Annotated in this window: 16 protein-coding genes; 13 read left to right on the plus strand and 3 right to left on the minus strand. The window is 63.7% G+C overall.

What is annotated here, in order from left to right:
• Window positions 1–24 precede the first annotated feature (24 nt).
• From ASD45_RS00840 to ASD45_RS00890, 11 genes are all read left to right on the plus strand, one after another.
• Window positions 25–885, plus strand: a complete 861-nt coding sequence (locus tag ASD45_RS00840) for an IclR family transcriptional regulator (protein WP_082540561.1) — start codon at window positions 25–27, stop codon at window positions 883–885.
• A gap of 58 nt (window positions 886–943) precedes the next feature.
• Window positions 944–1,927, plus strand: a complete 984-nt coding sequence (locus ASD45_RS00845) for a TAXI family TRAP transporter solute-binding subunit (RefSeq protein ID WP_056909752.1) — start codon at window positions 944–946, stop codon at window positions 1,925–1,927.
• Between the two features lie 145 nt (window positions 1,928–2,072).
• Window positions 2,073–4,031, plus strand: coding sequence for a TRAP transporter fused permease subunit (locus ASD45_RS00850; RefSeq protein ID WP_200949615.1), 1,959 nt, complete (start codon window positions 2,073–2,075; stop codon window positions 4,029–4,031).
• 4 nt (window positions 4,032–4,035) lie between these two features.
• Entirely contained in the window at window positions 4,036–5,127 is a 1,092-nt protein-coding gene (locus ASD45_RS00855; RefSeq protein ID WP_244485137.1) for an oligogalacturonate lyase family protein, read from the plus strand.
• Window positions 5,117–5,893, plus strand: coding sequence for a DUF1445 domain-containing protein (locus tag ASD45_RS00860; RefSeq protein WP_056909754.1), 777 nt, complete (start codon window positions 5,117–5,119; stop codon window positions 5,891–5,893). Before ASD45_RS00855 ends, ASD45_RS00860 begins: the two co-directional genes overlap by 11 nt.
• A 21-nt stretch (window positions 5,894–5,914) precedes the next feature.
• On the plus strand, window positions 5,915–7,990 hold the full coding sequence (locus tag ASD45_RS00865; RefSeq protein ID WP_056909755.1) for a hydantoinase/oxoprolinase family protein: 2,076 nt from the start codon (window positions 5,915–5,917) through the stop codon (window positions 7,988–7,990).
• Window positions 7,991–7,992: 2 nt separating this feature from the next.
• Complete coding sequence (locus tag ASD45_RS00870; RefSeq protein WP_082540562.1) at window positions 7,993–9,900, plus strand: hydantoinase B/oxoprolinase family protein; 1,908 nt, start codon at window positions 7,993–7,995, stop codon at window positions 9,898–9,900.
• 149 nt (window positions 9,901–10,049) lie between these two features.
• Window positions 10,050–11,042, plus strand: coding sequence for a DMT family transporter (locus ASD45_RS00875; protein ID WP_056909756.1), 993 nt, complete (start codon window positions 10,050–10,052; stop codon window positions 11,040–11,042).
• A 65-nt stretch (window positions 11,043–11,107) separates the two neighbouring features.
• Window positions 11,108–11,782: a TetR/AcrR family transcriptional regulator gene (locus ASD45_RS00880; protein WP_056909757.1), complete on the plus strand. Its 675-nt coding sequence runs from the start codon at window positions 11,108–11,110 to the stop codon at window positions 11,780–11,782.
• A gap of 132 nt (window positions 11,783–11,914) precedes the next feature.
• A complete protein-coding gene (locus ASD45_RS00885) occupies window positions 11,915–13,042 on the plus strand; it encodes a Gfo/Idh/MocA family oxidoreductase (protein WP_082540563.1) in 1,128 nt (375 codons plus the stop codon).
• A 20-nt stretch (window positions 13,043–13,062) separates the two neighbouring features.
• Window positions 13,063–14,229 (plus strand): dihydrodipicolinate synthase family protein, encoded by a 1,167-nt coding sequence (locus tag ASD45_RS00890; protein ID WP_056909759.1) that lies wholly within the window; start codon window positions 13,063–13,065, stop codon window positions 14,227–14,229.
• Window positions 14,230–14,302: 73 nt separating this feature from the next.
• Here the strand turns inward: ASD45_RS00890 and ASD45_RS00895 are convergent, their stop codons facing one another.
• The 3 genes from ASD45_RS00895 to ASD45_RS00905 are packed head-to-tail and all read right to left on the minus strand — an operon-like array spanning window position 14,303 to window position 16,964.
• The gene (locus ASD45_RS00895; protein WP_082540564.1) at window positions 14,303–15,145 is read right to left on the minus strand and encodes an ABC transporter ATP-binding protein; all 843 of its coding nucleotides are present in this window, start codon (window positions 15,143–15,145) and stop codon (window positions 14,303–14,305) included.
• A gap of 2 nt (window positions 15,146–15,147) precedes the next feature.
• Complete coding sequence (locus ASD45_RS00900) at window positions 15,148–16,131, minus strand: ABC transporter substrate-binding protein (RefSeq protein ID WP_056912518.1); 984 nt, start codon at window positions 16,129–16,131, stop codon at window positions 15,148–15,150.
• A 29-nt stretch (window positions 16,132–16,160) separates the two neighbouring features.
• Window positions 16,161–16,964, minus strand: coding sequence for an ABC transporter permease (locus tag ASD45_RS00905; protein WP_056909761.1), 804 nt, complete (start codon window positions 16,962–16,964; stop codon window positions 16,161–16,163).
• A 143-nt stretch (window positions 16,965–17,107) separates the two neighbouring features.
• On the opposite strand from ASD45_RS00905, the gene ASD45_RS00910 reads away from it, so the two are divergent.
• Window positions 17,108–18,541, plus strand: a complete 1,434-nt coding sequence (locus ASD45_RS00910) for an enolase C-terminal domain-like protein (protein ID WP_056909762.1) — start codon at window positions 17,108–17,110, stop codon at window positions 18,539–18,541.
• A 23-nt stretch (window positions 18,542–18,564) separates the two neighbouring features.
• Window positions 18,565–19,392 carry a sugar phosphate isomerase/epimerase family protein gene (locus ASD45_RS00915; RefSeq protein ID WP_056909763.1) on the plus strand — a complete coding sequence of 276 codons (828 nt, stop codon included), beginning with the start codon at window positions 18,565–18,567 and terminating at the stop codon, window positions 19,390–19,392.
• Window positions 19,393–19,421: the final 29 nt, after the last annotated feature.

Here is a 19,421-nt window from a genome sequence, read left to right on the forward strand (position 1 = left end):
CGGAAGTGTCCTTCAGGGCGGACGATGCAGGGAGAAAAACGCAGCAAGATCGCTGGCGAGAGAACGGCCGTTGCAGGTCGTTCCGATGCCGATGAAGACTCCCGCAACCTGGTCAATTCGCTGGCCAAGGGTCTGCGCGTTCTGGAGTCGTTTACGGCAGAGCGCCCCGAACTGACGCTGAGCGAAGTCGCCAGCCTGGCGAAGATCGATCCCGGCACTGCGTTTCGCATGCTCAACACGCTGGTGATGGCCGGCTACGTCGCGCGCGTACCGGACAGCAAGCGATTCCGCCTCACTCTGAAAGTCACTGATCTCGGCTTTCATGCCATTGCCCGCGCCGATCTGCGCGAACTGGCGCGGCCGATCCTGCGCTCGCTGGTCGGCGAGGTGAACGAGGCGGCGTCGCTCGGCGTGCTCGATGGCGCCGACATTCTCTATGTCGAGCGCGTGCGCGCCGGTTTGACCCGCATCGGCGTCGATATCCGCATCGGCACCACGATCCCGGCGTTCTGGAGCACGATCGGTGAGGCAATGCTCGCCTTCCTGCCCTCGGCAGAACTCGAGCGCGTGTTGTCGCTCAAGCCGAGGCCCGGCGTGTTCCCGCACAAACCCATGAACCGCAGCGAGATCGAGGCCAGCCTGAAGAATGTCCGCGAATGTGGCCACGCGCTGCGCGACTCCTATTTCGGCAGCGGCCTGCGCGTGCTCGCCATGCCGGTGCTCGATGTCGACAACTATCCGTTGGCCGCGGTCAGCGTCGCGGTTCCGCAGATCCAGATGTCGTCGAAGGAATTCCGCGAGCATGCGCTCGATGCGGTGCGAAGGGCGACGGTCGATATCGCCCGCGCCATCCAGGCAAGCGGATCGGTCTCAGCGATAGCGTGACGCGCTATCGTCTAAGGGTTCAAAAGCCGAAGATAAAAAGCAACAGGAGGAGACGAAAATGAAGAAACTGGTTGGAGCGATCGCGTTCGCAACCGCACTCGGCGTAGCCGGGGCGGCCATCGCCGCGGATACGATCCGCATCGGCTCGATGCCGGTCGGCTCGGGCTGGTATGTCGCCGCGGCGGCACTCGAACAGGCGCTGAAGCCTGAAATGGGCGGCACGCCGGTCGAAATCATTGCGCGTGGCGGCGGCGTTGCCAATCCGATGGTAGTTGAGCAGGGCAAGGCCGAAATCGCGATGTCCAACGTCGCCACCTCGGTGTGGGCGATGAACGGCGAAGAACTCTACAACGGCAAGAAGGCGACGCACATCCGTTCGCTCGTCGGCGGTCTCAACCCAGTCTATATGGCGATGATCGTGAAGAACGACTTCATCAAGAAGTCCGGCCTCGACACGATGGACAAGATCTTCACGTCCGGTAAGCCGCTGCGTATCGTGATGAAGCCGCAGGGTTCGAACGTGCCCCCGACGGTGGATATGATTCTTGCGGCCTACGGGCTCGACCGCGCCAAGATCAAGGCGCAGGGCGGCGAAATCATCCAGGTCAACCCCGAGCAGACGCCGGATATCATGCGTGAAGGCCGCGCAGATATCCTGCTCGACACCGTGCTCAAGGGGCACCCGATGATCACGGAAGTTGCGCTCACCGCCGACGTGACTTTCATGGATTTGTCTGAGAAGGCCCGCAAGAAGCTTGCCGACAACGGTCTGAAGCCGGCCCAGTATCCGGAGTGGTTCAAGGGCCAGAAAGGGCCGATCTGGGGCGCCGATTTCGGCACGCATCTGATCGCGCGTGACGATCTGCCGGACGACATCGCCTACAAGATCGTCAAGACCTTCATCGAAAAGCGCGCAGACCTGGTGAAGGCCTATCCGGCATTCAATGCTTTCGACCCGAAGGCCGCGGCGAAGCCCGAGAACAACGGCATTCCGCTGCATCCGGGCGCGGCCAAGTACTACAAAGAACATGGCATGATGTAGCGCTCTGAGCGATCGGCGCGGCCGGTGAACCTCGAGGGTTCGCCGGCCGCCGCCAAACCCACTTCACGGCGCACGGCGCCGTATACCGCCAACACTAAACCCAATTTTCGCCCGCGAACGCGGTGCAGTCCGAAAGCACGCCGCCATGGATAACTCACACGACGAAATTATCGTTTCTCCCATGCCGGCGGGCTGGCGCGCGCTGACAGATATCCGCCTGTGGTTCGGCCTGGTCCTGGTCGCGTTTCAGTACTACATCCTGATACACCCGCAGCCGCCGCTGGTGCAGCGGCCGATCCATTTGCTGCTCGCACTGCTGCTGGTTTTTCTGTGGAAGCCGCTGGAGCTGCCGCGTTTGCCGAAGTGGCTGTGCCGCGCCGCCGATATCGCCGTGATCGGCGGCACCATCGCCTTCTCCGTCTATTATTGGCTGTCACTGACGCGCATCGAGACCCGCATCGAGAATGTCGATCCGGTTCTCACACAGGACGTCATTTTTGGCATTCTCTTCGTTCTGTTGCTCATCGAAGGCGTGCGCCGAACCACCGGCATGATTCTGGTCTGGGTCATCCTCGGCTTTCTTGCCTACGGCGCTTTCGCCTATGTGCTTCCAGTCGGTGGCTTCCGCGGTTTCGGGCTCGAGGAATATGTCGAGATCCTGCTGCTGACGACCAGCGGCATCCTCGGCGTCACGACTGAGACGTCGGTCACCTTCGTCTTTTACTTCATCGCCTTCGGCGTCGTTTACGCAGCAATCGGCGGCGGCAAACTATTCATCGATCTCGCCATTCGCCTGGTCGGCCGCGCCACCGGCGGAAGTCAGAAGGTCGCCGTGGTCGGCTCCAGCCTGATGGGCACGATCAGTGGAAGCGCCGTGGCCAATGTCGCCGCCGTCGGCGTCTTCACCATTCCGCTGATGCGCAAGTCGGGTGTCAGCGGCGATCGCGCCGCTGCGACCGAAGCCATCGCCTCGACCGGCGGGCAGTTGATGCCGCCGGTGATGGGTGTCGCCGCCTTCGTTATGGCCGAACTGCTCGGCATTCCCTACGCCAAGATCGCGCTCGCCGGCGTCATTCCCGCCGTCGCCTATTACGTGGCGCTGTACATGCTTGTCGATCTCAACGCACGCAAGACCGGCACCGGCACGCTGCCAGCAGAGACCGTCGAGAATGTCGAACCGGTGCTGCCGCGGCTGCATCTCCTGTTGCCACCGCTGGTGCTGATCGGCTGCATGATCATGGAATACTCGGCGCAGACCGCGGCGATGTACGCGACCATCGCCTGCTTCCCGGTCGCCTTCATCCGCAAGGCAGACTGGATCAAGCCGCGCCAAGTACTCGGCATGATCCGCGACACAGGTCGTCAGGCGGCCGAGATCGCGGTGCCGATCGGTGCCATCGGCATCATCATCGCCATCGCCATCCAGTCGAATCTCGCGCTGAACTTCTCCGCGGGTCTGATCTCGGCGGGCGGCCAGACTTTGGCCGGATCGCTGCTGCTGATCATCGCTGGCTGCATCATCATGGGCATGGGCCTGCCCACGGTGGCGGCCTACATCATCGGCGCGGTGCTCTATGCGCCGGCGCTGCAGAAGCTAGGCGTGCCACAGCTCACCGCGCATTTCTTCGTCATGTATTACTGTGTGCTGTCGATGGTGACGCCACCTGTCGCGCTCGCGGCCTATGCGGCGGCCGGCATCGCCCGCACCAGCCCTTGGAACACCGGCTGGATCGCGTTCCAGATGAGCTTCGTCGCGTTCCTTATTCCGTTCGCCTTCGTCGCCGATCCAGCGCTGCTGGCGCAGGGCCCGATCCTCAACATTATCGTCGCCTCGATCGGCCTTTTCATTCCAACCGCCCTGTGGGCCGTGGGCCTGACCGGCTACTTCCGCCGCGACATCGGCTGGCCGGATCGCATCCTGCTCATGGTTTGCGGCGTCGTCGCCATCGTCGCGCCGACCGGCGCGATGCCTTGGTGGCTCGGCAACGGCGTAGGCGTCGCATTTCTGGCCCTTAACTGGCGTTTCCCGGTGGTGAGCCTGTCGACGCTCATTCCCGGGTTCCGCGCGCCGGGCGTCACGGAGCCGAAGTCGGTCGAGGGCTAGGGCATTGAAGGGAAGCCGCGACAAGTCAGGCGCGCACCTCACGGTGGATCCGCGCTCGAAACGGAAAGTGCGTCAGGTGACCGATCACCCGAGCATTCATCATCATCCGTTCTTCTTCGTGCCGGCCTATGACCGCGCCGGAGCGAAACTGTTTTTTATTTCGCACCGTACCGGCAAGCCGCAGATCTATTTCGAAGATCGGACGGCGAACGAGATCGTGCAGGTGACCGACCGCGACGACCTCGCGGAGTGGTCGGTCTATCCGTCGCCCGACGGCCGCTCGGTCTATTACGTCGCGGGCACTGGCGCCTGGCGCGCCGATCTGCACGATTACAGCGAGACCCAACTTGCCGATTTCGGCGCCGTCGAAATGCGCGAAAAGGGCATGGTCGGCGCCGCCATGGGCACCACGGCGCTGTCGGCGACCGGCCGCTGGTGGGCGATCCCGGTGAAGTCCGGCAAGGTGTCGCGCTTCGTGCTTGTCGATACCGAGACGGGCAAGAGTGAGGTTATCCTCGAACGCGACACCATCGGCCATCCGCAGTTCTGTCCGGATGACGACAACCTCATTCTCTATGCCGGCCCGCTGACCGATCGGGTCTGGACCGTGACGCGCGGCGGCATCAACAAGCGCGTCTACGAACGCGAAGACCGGATGCAATGGGTGACCCACGAAGTGTGGTTGCCCGGCCGCAAGGCCATCGCCTTCATCGACTGGCCGCGCGGCATGCGGCTGGTCGATATGGAAACGGGCGAAGCAAGCTGGCTCAACCGTTTCCCGGCCTGGCACGCCGCGCCGGACGCGTCCGGCAAGCGCTTCGTCTGCGACACCAACTTCCCCGACAAGGGCCTGCACATTCTGCCGCTTGGCGGCGGCGCGGAATTCCTCTGCGCCAGCGAAGCCACGTCGGAAGGCGCGCATTGGGCGCACCCGTTTCCCTACAACGACGGCCCGGTCGCTGTCGAAGCGCGCCAGCACACGCATCCGCATCCGCGCTTCTCACCGGACGGCAGGCGCGTGGTGTTCACCTCCGACCGCACCGGCTTTGCGCAACTCTACGAAGTCGAACTCGAAGGAGGGCGCCGTGAAAGCTGACGCGCTCCTCGAAAGCCAGCGCGTGCGCGCCGACATTCGCGCCGGCCGTCATACCGGCAGCAGCCGCGGGCTCGCGCATGGCTTCGTGCAGTGCAATCTCGCGATCATGCCGAAGGCCTATGCCTTCGACTTCATGCTGTATTGCCAGCGCAACCAGCGCGCCTGTCCGGTTCTGGAAGTGCTGGACGTCGGCGATCCGGTGCCGCGCAAGCTGGCGCCGGCCGCGGACCTGCGCACCGATCTGGCGCGCTACACCGTGTTCATCGACGGTGTGCGTCAGGACGACCGCACCGACATCAGCGATCTGTGGCGCGACGACCTGGTGTCGTTCCTGATCGGCTCCGGCATCACCTTCGACGACGCCTTCGAGCGCGCCGGCGTACCGACCGGCAAGGACCGCTGGGTGCTGCGCACGAATACGCCGACCGAACCGGCTGGCCCGTTCAAGGGCGACCTGTTTGTCACCATGCGCTGGCTGACGCCGCAGCAGGCCATCGTCGCGACCCAGGTGTCGGCGCGGTTTCCGTTCAATCACGGCGCGCCGATTCATGTCGGCGATCCGGCCGGCATCGGCGCCGATATCGAAAACCCGGTGTTCGGCGGTCCGGTCGGGCCGATGCCGAAGGACAAGACGGCGCTGTTCTGGGCTTGCGGCGTGACACCGCAATCGGCGGCGGAGGCGGCGAAGCTGCCGCTGTTCATCGTGCATGCCGCCGCGCACAGCTTCATCACCGATCTTCCGGCGACAAGCCTGATGACCCCTTAGCGAAGAGTGGAGTGACTAAACGTGGACGCGAAGTTAGTTCAAGGCCGGTTGCGCCTGTCGGCCGACGTCGGCGGTACATTCACCGATGTCGCCTCGTTCGATGAGCCGACCGGCAAGCTGATGCTCGGCAAGACGCTGACCACGCATCAGCGGCTGGTGACCGGCATCGAGACCGGCGTCGAGAAGGCCGGCGCCTCGTTTCCGCAGGCGCAGTTGTTCCTGCACGGCACCACGGTGGCGATTAACACCATCCTCGAGCGCACCGGCGCGCCGTGCGCGCTGCTGACGACGCAGGGCTTCCGCGACATCTACGAGATCGGCCGCGTCAACCGGCCGGAGGCCTACAATCTGTTCTTCCAGAAGCACAAGCCGCTCATCGACCGCGATCTGCGCTTCGACATCCGCGAGCGCTGCGATGCGCAGGGCCGCGTGCTCATTCCGCTCGACGAGCAGCAGGTGCTCGACACCGTCGCCGAGGCGGTGAAGAAGGGCGTCAAGGCGGTCGCCATTCTTTTCCTGCACTCCTACCGCAACCCCGCGCACGAAAAGCGCGCCAAGGCGCTGGTCGAGCAGGCGTTCCCGGATCTGTTCGTCACCGCGTCGCACGAACTGTCGCAGGAATATCGCGAATACGAGCGCACCTCGACGACCGCGGCCAATGCCTATGTCGGTCCGCGCGTGCGCACTTACCTCGGCGAGATGGACAAGCATCTGACCGAGACGGGCTTTACCGGCACGTTCCTCGTAGTGCAGTCCACCGGCGGCCTGTTCGACATCGAGGAAGCGCAGCAGTCCTGCATCCGCATGCTGGAATCCGGCCCGGCAGCCGGCGTCATCGGCTCGAAGATGCTTTGCGACCAGATCGGCCTGAAGAACGCCATCGCCTTCGACATGGGCGGCACCACGGCCAAGGCCGGCGTCATCTATCAGGGCGACGTGCTGATGACCGGCGGTCAGATCGTCGGCGGCTATGCCTCGGGCCTGCCGCTGCAGATCCCGATGATCGACATCCAGGAAGTCGGCACCGGCGGCGGCTCGATCGCGCGCATCGAAGCCGGCGCGCTGCGCGTCGGCCCGGAAAGCGCCGGCTCGTCGCCCGGCCCGGTATGTTACGGCCTTGGCGGCACCGAGCCGACCGTCACCGACTGCAATCTGGTCCTCGGCCGTCTGGCGCCGGATCGTTTCCTCGGCGGCGAGATGAAGCTCGACCTCAAGAGCGCCGAAAGGGCGATCGAAAACGGGATCGCCGAGCCGCTCGAACTCGGCACGCTGGAAGCGGCCGATGGCATCCTGCGCGTCGCCGTCACCAAGATGTCGCACATGGTGCGCTGGGTGACGACGGAACGCGGTCTCGACGCCGCCGATTTCGCCATGGTCGCCTATGGCGGCGCCGGCCCGCTGCACGCAAGCATGATCGCCCGCGAATTGCGTATCGGCAAACTGATCATCCCGTTCGCGCCCGGGCATTTCTCGGCTTACGGCATGCTGTTCGCCGATCTGCGCCGCGATCTGGTCAACACCTGGTTCAAGCCGTTCGCCGACGTCTCGTTCGACGAAATGGAGGCGCTCTATCAGGCGATGGAAAAGGCCGGAGCCGAAGATCTCGAACGCAGCCGCGACATGACTGTCGATACGATCTCGCTGCGGGGCGCCGACATGCGCTATGTCGGCCAGGAGCACGCAGTGACCGTCGATATCCCGACGGAGCTGTTCAAGAGCAAGGATCGCGACGGCATCAAGAAGCTGTTCGATGCAGTGCATGAAACCCGTTACGGCTATCACAATCCGCAAGAGAAGGCCGAAATCGTCTCGCTGCGTTCAGCGACGGTCGGCCGGATGAAGAAGCCCGAGCGCGAGAAGCTCGATCACGGTGGCGCCGCGCCGAATGCCGCCTTCAGCGGCAACCGCCCGGTCTATTTCTCGGGCGTCGGCATGGTCGATACGCCGACCTACGATCGCGCCAAGCTGGTCGCCGGCAACCGCATCAACGGTCCGGCGCTCATCGAGGAGCACGCCTCGACCACCGTCGTATTCCCTCAAGACAATGTCGAAGTCGATGCCTTCGGCAACCTGCATATCGAAATCGGAAGGGCTTGATCATGGACGCCATCATCAGGAAGGGTTCGGCCCGAACGACGATCGATCCGGTCGTTACCGAAATCGTGCGCAACGGTCTCATCGCCGCCACCGAGGAGATGAAGACCAATCTGATGCGCACCGCCTACAATATGATCATCTACGAGGCACTGGACTTCACGGTCGGCCTGTTCGACGCCGACGGAAACACGGTTTCGATCGGCCTCGGCCTGCCGATGTTCATCCGCGGCATGAGCGAAACGGTGAAGGCCAAGATCGCGCATTTCAAGGGCGATCTCGATCCGGGTGACATCCTGCTGACCAACGACGCCTACATTACAGGCTCGCATCTCAATCACATGACCTTCACGGTGCCGATCTTCCATGACGGCGACCTGGTCGGTTTCTCCTGCTGCATGGCGCATTGGCCGGACGTCGGCGGTACGTTGTCGGGCTCGACCACGGATATCTATTCCGAAGGTCTGCAGATGCCGATCGTCAAGATCTACCGCAAGGGCGTGATCAGCGACGAATTGGTGTCGATCATCAAGACCAATGTGCGTCTCGCCGACCGCGCCATGGGCGATTTCCGCGCCCAGGTCGCCGCGGTGAAGACCGGGGAGAAGCGCTTCCTGGAGATGCTGCGCAAATATGGTCGCGACGACGTGCTGGGGGCCATCGACGCCATCATGGACCAGAGCGAGCGGCTCGCCCGCCAGCGCGTCGCCGCCATGCCCGACGGCGTTTATGAGGCGGAGTCGTTCATGGACGACGACGGCGTCTCGGTCGGCGTGCGTGTGCCGATCCGCGTCAAGGTCGAGATCAAGGGTGACCGCATGTCGGTCGATCTGTCCGAGGTCTCGAAGCAGGTCGGCGGCTTCTACAATTCAGGCGCGACGGCCGGTATGTCGTGTTGTCAGGTGGCTTTCAAATGCCTGACATCGCCGCTCGACATGCCGATCAATGAGGGCCAGTTCCGTGCGCTCGATATCATCCTGCCGCCTGGCAGTGTGGTTTCCGCGGTAAAGCCGGCCGCTATGCGCATGTGGATGACCTATCCCATGACGGTGGTGGATACGATCTTCAAGGCGGTCGCGCCGGCGATGCCGGATCAGGTGGCCGCCGGCCATCACGCCGACCTCGTCGTCGGCCGCGTCAACGGCCGCAAGGCATCGGACAATTCGTTCTACATCTATCTCGGCGGTCTGATCGGCGGCGGCTGGGGCGCCAAGCACAATAGCGACGGCATGAATGCGACCATCGCCATGAATGACGGCGACACCCACAATGGCCCGTCCGAGCAGGTCGAGGCGAAGTATCCGCTGCTGGTCGAGCGCTATTGCCTGCGGCCGGACTCCGGCGGTGCCGGCCAGTATCGCGGTGGCCTCGGCACCGAGCAGGTGATGCAGGCCATCAATCAGATCAATTTCTCCTCGCAGATGGACCGCGTCGTCTGCAAGCCGTGGGGCGTGTTCGGCGGCCTGTCCGGTTTCGGCAACTCGGTCGCCATTCATCGCGGTGGCGCCGACAAGGAGACGCTGTTCCCGAATGGCAAAGCGATCAACCAGGTTCTCAAGCCGGGCGACGCCTACATCCTGCGTTCCGGCGGCGGCGGCGGTTACGGCTCGCCACTGGAACGCGACATCGCCAGCATCGAGCGCGACGTCCGCTGCGGCTATGTTACGCGGGAGCAGGCGGAGACCGGTTACGGCATTGTCTTCGCCAAGGACGGGGCGATCGACGCCAAGGCAACGGCGAAACGCCGGGCCGAGATGAAGAAGGACGGCCTGCCGATCGACGAGCCGATCGCGCCGACGCCGGTCTTCCCGACGCAGATGGCGTTCGAGCAGCCACAGCGCAATGAGATTCCGGAGAAGCTCACGGAGGAGGAGCGGGTGGTGTTCGCGATGAACTGCCGGTGTTGTTCTTAGGCGAGCGAGCAGGCTAAGTAGGGACGTCCATTTCCGCTGTTCGTCCTTACCCCAGCGGGGCCTCAGGAGCCGAGAATTCTGCAGTCGAGATTTTCCATTCCGGGCTTCCGCTGGCGCGCGGGCAAACGGAGATCGGGAGAAGCAGCCTCATGCTAGGCGGCCTTTTCTCGGTGCTTTCGGCGATCAGTTTCGCCTATGCCAATGCGACGGCACGGCGCGGCGTGCTCACCGGCTCCGTGCTGCAAGCGGTGGCGATCAGTTGCATCGTCGCGCTGCCGATGTTTCTACTTGCGCTGTCGCCCTTCGGCGTTCTGGAAACACTCAATGCCTTCAGCGGGCGTTCGGTCTTGCTGCTGTCGATCGCCGGCATCATCCATTTCGCGGCGGCCCGCTATGCCAACTATCGCGCTGCCAAGGCGATGGGCGCGAATCTCGTCGGCCCGGTGCAGAACTACAGTCTCGTCATCAGCCTGGTGCTGGCGGTGTTCTGGCTCGGCGAAGCGGTCACGGCGCTGCGCGTCGTCGGCGTCATCATGATCGTGATTGGCCCTGTGCTGGTGCGCCGCGCCGGCCAAGCGCCGCCGCCACAGCCGGTTGCCGGCGTCGCGCACTTCAAGCCGAATTATCGCGAGGGTTATTTCTTCGCGGTGCTCTGCGCCATGGGTTACGGCGTCAGCCCGATCCTGATTGGCATGGCGCTGCCGGCCAAGACTTTGGCCAATGGCATTGCCGCGGGACTCATCTCGCATCTCGCGGCCACGATCCTCATTCTCGTGCCGATGCTGATGCCGGCGCAGTGGCCAGGCCTGAAGGTCATGGATTGGGTCGCGACGAAGTGGTTCGTCCTTTCCGGACTCGCGGTCAGTCTGTCGCAAATGTTCCGCTACATGGCGTTCGCGCTGGCGCCGATCGCGGTCGCGACCTCGATCCTGCAACTGCACCTGATGTTCCGTGTTCACTTCTCGAGGCTGCTCAATCCGCATCACGAGGTATTCGGCGGCGGCATGATTGCCGGCACGATCATCTCGCTCCTGGGCGCAGTCGTGCTCTCGCTCAGTGCCGATACCTTGATCCGGATGTTGTCGCCTCCGGCGCCCCTGGCCGCCATTCTGGGCTGGAGCTGGCATTTCGGCTGGCATTGAGCGGTGCTAGGACTTCCCGGCCCCATACGCTAAACAGGGGAGCCGCGCCTGCGGCCGAGGGGACGATGGAAGGTTCGACGCCGAAAAGCCGGGAGACGCTGCGCGCCAATGCCACGACGCGCGATCCCGAGCGCACGCGCGCCGCGATCCTGCGCGCCGCGACGGCCGAGATTACCGCCAAGGGCCTGACCGGCGCTCGTGTCGATGCCATCGCCAAGCGCGCCGGCGTCAACAAGCGCATGCTGTATCACTATTTCGGCGACAAGCAGGGGCTGTATCTCGCTGTACTCGAAGAGACCTATTCCGCGATCCGCCATGCCGAGCAGGATCTGCACCTGACGGAGCTCGACCCTGTCGCCGGCATGCGCAAGCTGGTGCTGTTCACCTGGCAGTATTTCATCGACCACCCGGAATTTCTCAGCCTGCTCGCCACCGAAAACATGAACCGGGCGGCCTATCTGAAGAAGTCGCAGAGCATCCGGCCGCTGCACCGGCCGCTGACCGGCATGATCGAGGTGCTGCTCCAGCGCGGCGAGGCCGAGGGCACCTTCAGGCCCGGCGTCGATCCGGTCGAGCTCTACATCACCATCGCCAGCCTCGGCTTCTTTTACATGCAGAACCGGCACACCTTGTCGGTGATCTTCGGCGAGGATCTGAATGCCCCCGCGCGGCTCGCCGCCCGTGGCGAGCACATTTGCGATGTCGTCCTCGCCTATCTCCAACCCCCTCCAAAGAAATGAGTTTTCGAGCCTCTTGACGGCGGTCCCGGACTTGCTCAATAGTAACCATCTAGTTACTTAGCGACGCCGCGAGGGCGCGCGAGACAAGACATCGGAGGAAGACGCGTGGCAACCCGCAGGCTCGGCATCGTTATGAATGGCGTCACCGGACGCATGGGGCTCAACCAGCATCTGGTGCGCTCGATTGTGGCCATCCGTCAGCAGGGCGGTGTCGCGCTGCCGAACGGCGACCGTATCATGCCCGACCCGATCCTCGTCGGCCGCAACGCCGAAAAGGTTGCCGCGCTGGCCAAGCAATACGGCATCGAGCGCTACACCACCGATCTCGACAAGGCCGTGAACGACAAGAACGACGAAGTGTTCTTCGACGCGGCAACCACGCAGATGCGCGCCGACCTGCTGATGCAGGCGATCGCCGCCGGCAAGCATGTCTATTGCGAAAAGCCGATCGCCGACACGATGGAAAAGGCCATGGCCGCGGCCAAGGCCGCCAAGGCCAAGGGCATCAAGAACGGTGTGGTGCAGGACAAGCTGTTCCTGCCCGGCCTGCGCAAGATCAAGCTGCTGAACGACGCCGGCTTCTTCGGCAAAATTCTCTCGGTACGCGGCGAGTTCGGCTACTGGGTGTTCGAAGGCGACTGGGGCCAGCCGGCGCAGCGCCCGAGCTGGAACTACAAGCTCGCCGAAGGCGGCGGCATCATCCTCGATATGCTGTGCCACTGGCGCTACGTGCTCGACAACCTGTTCGGCAATGTCGAGGCGGTGAGCTGTCTCGGCGCCACGCATATCCCGACGCGAGTCGATGAGAACGGCAAGACCTACAAGGCCGATGCCGACGACGCGGCCTATGCCACGTTCCAGCTCGCCGGCGGTGTCATCGCTCACATGAACTCGTCATGGTGCGTGCGTGTGCAGCGCGACGATCTCGTGACCTTCCAGGTGGACGGCACCCACGGTTCGGCGGTCGCCGGCCTCACCAAGTGCGTGACGCAGTCTCGCGTCAACACGCCGCGCCCGGTCTGGAATCCCGACGTGCCGCAGACGATGAAGTTTGCCGAACAATGGGAAGAGGTGCCGGACAACGTTGTTTACGAGAACGGCTTCAAGATCCAGTGGGAAGACTTCATCCGCCACGTCTGCGCCGACACGCCGTGGAAGCACGATCTGGTCGAGGGCATCAAGGGTGTGCAGCTCGCCGAACTCGGCCTCAAGAGCTGGAAGGAACGCCGCTGGATCGACGTTCCCGCCATCAAGATCTAACGCGAACGCAGGAGAGACGCATGGCGACAATTTCGCTGCCGAATGCCGATCGTAAATTCGCGTCGTACTCGACCGGCGAGCCGATCAAGTTTCCATCCAAGGAAGAGACGGCGAAATTCAACCGTGTCGCCTATGCGGCGGCGCATGTCGTCGCCGATCCCTTGGCCGACAACGATCCCTGGCTCGATGTCGCCATCGACTGGGACAAGACCATGGCGTTCCGCCACTACCTGTGGGACCTCGGCCTCGGTGTCGCCGAAGCCATGGACACGGCGCAGCGCGGCGGCGGGCTCGACTGGAACGGCGCCAAGCAGCTCATCAAGCACGCGCTGGAGGCGGCCAAAGGCCGCCCCGGCGCCAAGATCGGCTGCGGCTGCGGCACCGATCACCTCGAGGCCAGTGACCGCGTCACGCTCGACGACATCATTCGTGCTTACGAGGAGCAGATCGAAGTCATCGAGGGCATGGGCGGCAAGCTCATCCTGATGGCCTCGCGCGCGCTCGCCCGCACCGCGAAATCGCCGGCCGACTACGAGAAAGTCTATGGCCGCATTCTGCGCCAGGTGAAGGAGCCGGTGATCATCCACTGGCTCGGCGAGATGTTCGACCCGGCGCTGGCGGGCTACTGGGGCTCCAATGATCACATGGCGGCCATGGAAACATGCCTCGCCATCATGACCGACAACGCCGAGAAGATCGACGGCGTCAAGATCTCGCTGCTGTCCAAGGAGAAGGAGATCGTGATGCGCCGTCGCCTGCCGCAGGGCGTGCGCATGTATACCGGAGACGACTTCAATTACGCCGAACTCATCGCCGGCGACGAGCAAGGTCATTCCGACGCGCTGCTGGGCATTTTCGACGCGATCGCCCCGGCGGCCTCGGCCGGCCTCGCCAAACTCGCCAATAACGACCTGCAGGGCTTCCACGGCATCATGGAGCCTACGGTGCCGCTGTCGCGGCACATCTTCAAGGCGCCGACCCGCTTCTACAAGACCGGCGTCGTATTCCTGGCCTGGCTCAACGGCCTGCAGGACCACTTCTCGATGATCGGCGGTCAGCAGAGCGCTCGCTCGGTGCTGCACTTCAGCGAGCTGTTCAAGCTCGCCGACAAGGCGCGCGTGCTGCACGACCCGGATCTCGCCGCCTCGCGCATGGGCAAGTTCCTGAGCGTGCAGGGCATGGCCTGAGCCGAACGCGGGCGCCAAAGAAAAAGGCCGGGCATTTCCCCGGCCTTTTTTATTGGCTTCTTGCGGAAGGCGCCTACGCCCCGTCGGACTGCGCGTTGAAATGCTTGCGGATGATCTTGGTCATCTCTACAAAACGCGGCTCCGACAGCACATCGAGCGTGCGCGGCTTCGGCAGGTCGATGTCGTAGACCGCCGCGATGGTGCCGGGCCGCTCGCTCATCACCAGAACGCGGTCGGCGAGGAACACCGCTTCCGGGATCGAGTGGGTGATCAGCAGCACGGTCTTCCTGGTCTCGCGCTGGATGCGCTGCAGCTCGACATTCATGCGTTCGCGCGTCATGGCGTCGAGCGCGCCGAACGGCTCGTCCATCAGCACGATCTTCGGGTCGTGCACCAGCGCCCGGCAGATCGAGGCGCGCTGCTGCATGCCGCCCGACAGTTGCCAGGGATATTTCTTCTCGAAGCCCTGCAGGCCGACCATCTTCAAGAGCGCCATCGCCCGTTCGCGGTATTCCGCCTCGGGCAGGCCCTTGACCTCGACCGGCATCATGACGTTGCGCAAGACGTTGCGCCACGGCAGCAGCATGGCCGACTGGAACACGATGCCGACGTCGCTGTGCGGCTTGGTGATGACCTTGTTGCCGACACGGATCTCGCCTCCGCTCGGCGGCAACAGGCCGGCGACCATCTTGAGCAGTGTGGTCTTGCCGCAGCCCGACGGGCCGACCACCACGACGAATTCGCCGTCATAGATGTCGAAATCGATCGGACGCAGCGACGGCACTTCGCCGTCCTGCGTCTTGTAGGTTTTCGAGACGCCCTTGATCTCGATGCTGACGGGCCGCGCCGCCTCCAGGGAGGCGGCGCGGTACTCGCGTTTAAGCGGCGTGACGTTGCTCACGGACTCTCTGCTCATTCTTAGTTCGTTGCAGCAGGCAGATAAGCGTCGGTGTAGTAGTTCTTGTAGTCGGTCTTGGCCTTGGCATCGAGACCGCCATACTCGACCATCACGTCGACCGTATCCTTCATGTTGCTGTCGGATACGCGCAGCGGCTGCTTCGACTTGCCCGCCGGATCCTTGTACAGCGGGATGGTCAGCTCGAAGCCCTGGGTGAGGGTGTCGATCTTGCCGCCCTTCGGGTTGGCGTTGAGAATGGCCTGCGCGGCGTCCTTCGGATGCTTTGAGGCTTCCTCGATCGACTTCACCGACGCCGCCATGAAACGCTTCACCAGATCCTGGTTTTCCTTGAGATAATCGGTGTTGGTGATGATGCCCGACGACACCAGGTTGATGCCGTAGTCCGAGAACTTGATCGGCGTCACGTCCTTGCCGGTCGCGTCCTTGATCTTCATCGACTGGTCCATGACGTAGCCGAGCAGCAGGTCGGCCTGGCCGTTGATTACCGCGTTGAGCTTGGTGGTGGCATCGCCGGAAACCGTCTTGAAGTCGGTCTCCTTGAGGCCGGTCTTCTTCAGGAACAGCGGCCAGATCTGCGACATCGAATCGCCCGGCGTGGTGGCGACGGTCTTGCCCTTAATGTCTTCCGGCTTGCGGATGTTCTTGTCGGTGAAGCCCATGGCCGACATCGGGTTGGTCTGCAGCGCGACACCGACGGCAACCACCGGGGCGCCCTTGACGGCGGCGCGCATCATGGTCGGGACGTCGACGTAGCCGAACTGCACGGTCTTGGCGGCAACGACCTGCGTCACCGTGGCCGAGCCGCGGCCTTCCTGGATCTCGAGGTCGATACCCTGATCCTTGAAGTATCCCTTTTCCTTGCCGTAATAGAACGGCGCGTGTTCGCCATAGACGTACCAGTTCAGCATCAGCGTCACCTTGTCAGCGGCGAAGGCCGGGCTGGCGACGAGAATGGCGGCGAGCGCAACGACTGTCTTTTTCAACATGCTTTTCTCCCTTGAGGTTTATTTTTTCAGGCGGCGACAATTAAATCCTGGCGCTGGCTGGCGTGCCACGGAATGCACAGGCGCTCGATGACATCGACGATCCAGAACAGGATCACGCCAATCAGTGACAGCATGACCAGCGCCGCAAACATGGTCGGCAGTTCGAAGTTGCCGATCGAGCGCTGAAGGACGAAGCCCAAGCCGTTATTGGAGCCGACGAATTCGCCGACCACGGCACCGACGACGGCCAGCGTAATGGAAACCTTGAGGCCGGAAAAGATTGCCGGCATGGCATGCGGCAATCGGACCATGCGGAAGATCTGCAGACGGTTGGCTTCCATGGCGCGGGCAAGATCGAGCATGTCCGGCTCGACCGACTTGAATCCCTGCACCGCCGAAACCACGACCGGAAAGAAGCCAAGCAGGAAGGCCGACAGCACCTTCGGCAGCATGCCGAAGCCGAACCAGACGACGAACAGCGGCGCGATCGCGATCTTCGGAATCGACTGCGAGAAGACGAGGAGCGGGTAGACGTAGCTCTCAACCGTGCGCGAGCCGACGATCAGCATGGCCATCGGGATGCCGAACAGCGCCGAGAGGACGAAACCCTGGACGGTGGCGATGGTGGTCGGCACCGACTGTGCCAGCAGGCTCGGCCAATCCGTCCACAGGGTCTCGATGACGTCGGCGGGCTTGGGAATCTGATAGGGCGGAATGTGGAACAGGCGGATCACCAGGTCCCACGCGACAGTTAGAAAGACCAAAAATATCAATGGCTTGAGCCAACCGGCCTGCAGCAGCCGAACCCAGCCTCGTTTCGATTCCGCCATCGTTTCCTCCGGGCAAGGCGTCTTGCAGCGCGCCGATGCCAGATGTAACCATTTGGTTATTTAAGGAGGTGCGTGGGTCCCGGTCAAGTCTGCCGGGACGCGGCGAAAGCGCCGAACGCGCCGGAGCGAGCCGGAGGAAGTCCATGGAAAGCGCCGCGCCGCGGCTGCGGTTGATCGCCGTTGAATGTTTCGAGCGTCCGGTGACGCTGCGGCTGCCGTTCCGGTTCGGCGTCGTGACCTTGCGCGAGGCGCCGCAGCTATTCGTGCGAGCCCGCATTCGCACAGCCGACGGCCGCGAGGGCGGAGGGATTTCGGCTGAACTTCTGGTGCCGAAATGGTTCGATAAGACGCCTGAGCTGTCCAACGACGACAATTTTAATCAGCTCCGCCGCTCATTTGAGAGCGCGCAGCGCCATGCCATCGCCGTTGGTGACAACACCGCCTTCGGGATCACCGCGTCCGCCAATGCCGCGCACCGGGCCGAGTGCACCAAGGCCGGCCTGAACGGCCTGGTCGCCTCGTTCGGTCAGGCGTTGACGGAACGCGCCATCATCGACGCGCTCGGACGTCTGGAAGGAGCGTCGGCGGCGGCGCTGGTGCGCGACAATCGTCTCGGCATCACCACGGCGCTGACGCCGGATCTCGACGGCTTCGATCTGGGGACGTTCCTGGCATCGCGCCAACCGGCCGATACCATTGCCGCCCGGCACACCGTCGGGCTGGTCGACGCCATTACCCGCGCCGACACAGCAGGTAAGCGACTCGATGACGGCCTGCCGGAAAGCCTGGAGGAAGTCATCGCCGCTTACGGCCAGCGCTACTTCAAGCTCAAGGTCGGCGGCAAGATCGACGAAGATATGGAGCGTCTCGCAGCGATTGCAGCCGTGCTCGACCGCGACGCCGGCGCCTACAAGGCGACGCTCGATGGCAATGAGCAATACGAGAATGTCGATGCGGTCCTCGCGCTGTGGAAGCGCATGGGCGAAGACCGGCGCCTCGCGCGGCTCAAGGCTTCGCTGCTGCTGATCGAGCAGCCGATCGCGCGCGGCGAGGCGCTGAGCAAGCCGGTCCATCCGCTGGCGAAAGACATCCCGGTCGAGATCGACGAATCCGACGCCGACTTCGACGTCTTTCCGCGCGCCAAGGCTCTCGGCTACACCGGCATTTCGTCGAAGTCCTGCAAGGGCTTCTATCGCGCGTTGCTCAACAGTGCCCGCGTGGCGAAATACAGCGCCGAAGGCGGCCATTTTGTCATGTCTGCAGAAGACTTGACGACCCAGGGCGGCGTCGCCGTGCAGCAGGACCTCATGCTGGCGTCGCTGGTCGGTGCGACGCACGTCGAGCGCAATGGCCACCACTATGTTGACGGCATGGCCGGCGCGCCGCAGGCGGAGCAGGATGCGTTCCTTGCCGCGCACGGCGATCTCTATGCTCGTGCCGCCAATGGCCGCGTGCGATTGCGGATCAGAAACGGCGACATCTCACTGCGCTCGATCGCGCGGGCGCCGGGTCTTGCCGCTGCGGTCATGCCCGACTGGTCGGCGATGCGGCCCAGTACAGCACTCGCTAACTCATAAGAATTCACGACAAGGAAACGACCATGAAGACCGAAGGCCTTTCGATCAATCTCGCCACCGTGCGCCAGCAGTGGAAGCTGCCTGAAGCGGTGGAAGCCTGCCGCCGCCACGGCATCACCTGGGTCGATCCGTGGCGCGATCAGGTTGCGGCGGTCGGCCTCGACACCGCGGTGAAAGCGATCAAGGACAATGGCATGCGCGTCTCCGGCTACTGCCGCGGCGGCATGTTTCCCGCCGCCGACGCCGCCGGCCGCCAGGCGGCGATCGACGATAACAAGCGCGCGCTCGACGAAGCTGCCGCGCTGGGCGCGCAATGCCTCGTTCTGGTTGTCGGCGGGCTGCCGGCGGGTTCGCGCGACATCGGCGCGGCGCGTCAGATGGTGCTGGACGGTCTCGCGGCGATCCTGCCGCATGCGCGCGCCGTCAAGGTGCCGCTCGCCATTGAGCCGCTGCATCCGATGTACGCGGGCGACCGCGCCTGCGTGAACACCCTCAAGCAATCGCTGGATATGGCCGGGCAGCTCGGCGACGACGTCGGCGTCGCCATCGACGTCTATCACGTGTGGTGGGACCCGGAGGTCGAGGCCCAGATCGCGCGCGCCGGTCGCGAGAAGCGCATTCTCGGCTATCACATTTGCGACTGGCTGGTGCCGACCAAGGACCTGCTGCTCGACCGCGGCATGCCGGGCGACGGCGTTGTCGACCTGCCGCGCTTACGCAAATGGATCGAGGCCGCCGGTTACACCGGCCCGACCGAGATCGAGATCTTCTCGGCCAAGGACTGGTGGACCCGGCCGGGCGACGAGGTGCTCAAGACCTGCATCGAGCGCTACACCGATACATTCAAATAGGCGTCGCGCCGCGCTGGCAAAATCGGCAG

This window comes from Pseudolabrys sp. Root1462 (assembly GCF_001426945.1).
Taxonomy (GTDB): domain Bacteria; phylum Pseudomonadota; class Alphaproteobacteria; order Rhizobiales; family Xanthobacteraceae; genus Pseudolabrys.